Annotated in this window: 1 pseudogene; it reads left to right on the forward strand. The window is 45.5% G+C overall.

Annotated elements, in window-relative coordinates:
* Positions 1-519, forward strand: a pseudogene (locus tag R7093_RS28075) (cell division protein DamX); the annotation flags it as partial.

Raw genomic sequence — 519 nt, forward strand, 5'->3', positions numbered from 1 at the left:
TGCGAGTAACAAAAATCAATGTTTGTTACTTTGCCATGCGACCCAAGATGACGTGCAGCGTCGCGTCCTCATCTTGAGTCAGCTGGTTTCCGATGCATTGTTTAATCAACAAGAGCCTTTACTCGACAGTCTAGAGCGTATTCTCGAAGGTGAGCCTTGCGATATTGCGATTGTTATTGATGACGCTCATTTACTTAGTGAAACGCTCATTTCGGAGTTATGGACGTTAGTCTTAGAGGCGCATGAAAAGCCGAACTGGACGATCAACGTGTTGCTTTTTACTCAGTCTGGGCGTTTGGAGTCGGTCTTGTCTCGATTGAGTTATGGGCAAGAACTTAAGCCAGTTGAACTTGATATCGATATGCTATCCGAAGTGGAAGCGCGTCGTTTCTTCGAATCACTAGTGGTTAGGTACGTCGATGACGATGCGGAGAAACGTGTTCGAGATGCATTTAAGAAAGTCGACCCGATTCCGGGTGACATCATGGCATTAGGAGAGATGAAAGTGGAAAAAAGGAT

The organism is Vibrio sp. 1580 (assembly GCF_033340055.1).